The following is a 1,803-nucleotide window of genomic DNA, read 5'->3' on the forward strand; positions in this document are numbered from 1 at the left end:
GGATGGATAAACGCAATGGTGACGCGGTTTTCATAGCTCCAAATGATGTTGTAAAAGTGACCACTATGAATCACGTCATTGAAGTTCAGCATATGGAGAAGATGAACCGGAAAAATAATATCAAAAAATTGGACAAGGATAGGTTTGTAGACCTCTCTACTGGGGAGATCCGGGAGTTCGAGCATTCGGAAAATCGGCAGGAAAATTATAATTCTTTGAGACAAACCTTTAAGAAGCTGCGTTATTTGATAAATAACAATTTTATAGGACGGCCAAATGAATTACATATAACTTTGACATACAAGAAAAATATGACGGACACGAAAAAACTTTATAGTGATTTTCAAAATTTTATCGACAGGTTGCGTTATAAATACAAGAAAGAAAGTTCGATAGATTATTTATCGGTGGTAGAGCCACAAGGACGTGGAGCCTGGCATTGTCATGTTTTAATGCGCTTTAATGATTTGGATAAGATTTATATTAAAAATGCTGAATTAAGGAGTCTATGGGGTTTAGGATTTGTAACAATCAAGTCATTAAAGGATATAGACAACATAGGAGCCTATTTGAGCGCTTATTTGACTGATATAGACCTAGAAGATGTCCAAGACAGGGAAACAGCCTTAAAAGTGGCTTCAGAGGGCTGTGAGGTGCAAACAAAGATCGTAGAAGGTCGGGAAAAGAAATTTTTAAAAGGCGGACGGCTGCACATGTATCCTTCCGGAATGAATATGTATCGAAAATCAAAAGGGATTGTTAAGCCGGAACGGGAAGAAATGAAGTTCGGAGACATAAAAAAAGTAGTGGGTTCGGCAAAACCACACTACGAGAAAAGTTATCATGTCGAAAATGACAATTTTGAAAACACACTTTCGTTTCTCCAGTATAACACAAAACGTGATTTTTGAAGCAAAACGGTTCCTCTTTATGGAGCCGTTTTTTTTATTTCCCGAAGGGTTATTTGTCAGAATGACAAACCGATTTCGAGCCGGCGAGAACCCATTGTCACACCACGATTTAGGGGGTGTGTATAAATGGGCACTCTCTGTGAAATTTGAAGCTTTGAAATTCCGAATGGCGCACTTATACACTCTGTCGAGTGAGTGCTAAAATGCTGAAGCATTTCCGTCAAGCGTGTGGAGGAATCTTGTAGAGAGATATAGCATAGATACCCGTATCTCTAGAGATATTTTGGTATATCCCTGCTATATCTATGGGGTATCTATGCTATATCTTTGGCTTCAAAAACGGCACCTGTTCTAAGAGCATAGAAACTCAACAGGCACAGCCTGTTTGACACCCTTTTTTTTAGGGTGGCACCGAGTTTCCTTATGCTCTTTTTCTCTGAAGCTAAACCTGTTTTATATGTCGTAGTCTTTTTATTGGGAGTGACCCCTTGCTGTACAATTTCCGGAGGTGCCGATAAGGGACGAATTTTCCCTTGTCGGTTGCCTTTGGGGATTGTAAGGGGTGGAGGCTCGGAATCAAAAGGAAACGAAATATCATTCCGAGTGTGCTTCTTTTTTCTGTTCTTGAATTCTATTATTTCCAATGTTAGAATTATGTTAACAACTTGTTAGGAGTGTGTTTGGATGGAAGAGAAAATACAAATTGGACCTCGAATTACTGTTGAAACATTTAAAAAGCTAGAGTTATTAGCCGAACATTTTACAAAACACAATGAATTTGGAAGAGTTTCAAAAGATGCTGTAATTGAGTTTGCTATTAAGGAATTGTATAGGGACTATTTGGGAAAAGGACGCTAATTTTTGTTGAAAAACTGACTTCGGATTTGGGGTT

The 1,803-nt window shown here is 38.4% G+C and carries 2 protein-coding genes; both read left to right on the plus strand.

Annotation, left to right across the window (positions count from 1 at the left end; translation table 11 throughout):
- Window positions 1-911 (plus strand): hypothetical protein (locus ACFVU9_RS45420; protein WP_387603966.1); only part of this gene is annotated, 911 nt, incomplete at its 5' end.
- Between the two features lie 684 nt (window positions 912-1,595).
- Window positions 1,596-1,769 (plus strand): hypothetical protein, encoded by a 174-nt coding sequence (locus ACFVU9_RS45425; protein WP_387603969.1) that lies wholly within the window; start codon window positions 1,596-1,598, stop codon window positions 1,767-1,769.
- The last annotated feature ends 34 nt before the right edge of the window (window positions 1,770-1,803 follow it).

This window comes from Kitasatospora sp. NPDC057936, from assembly GCF_042887525.1.
Lineage (GTDB): Bacteria > Actinomycetota > Actinomycetes > Streptomycetales > Streptomycetaceae > Kitasatospora.

Excerpts from the sequence above, each read along its gene's own strand:
- ACFVU9_RS45425 (WP_387603969.1), top strand. The coding sequence starts at position 1,596 with ATGGAAGAGAAAATACAAATTGGACCTCGAATTACTGTTGAAACATTT.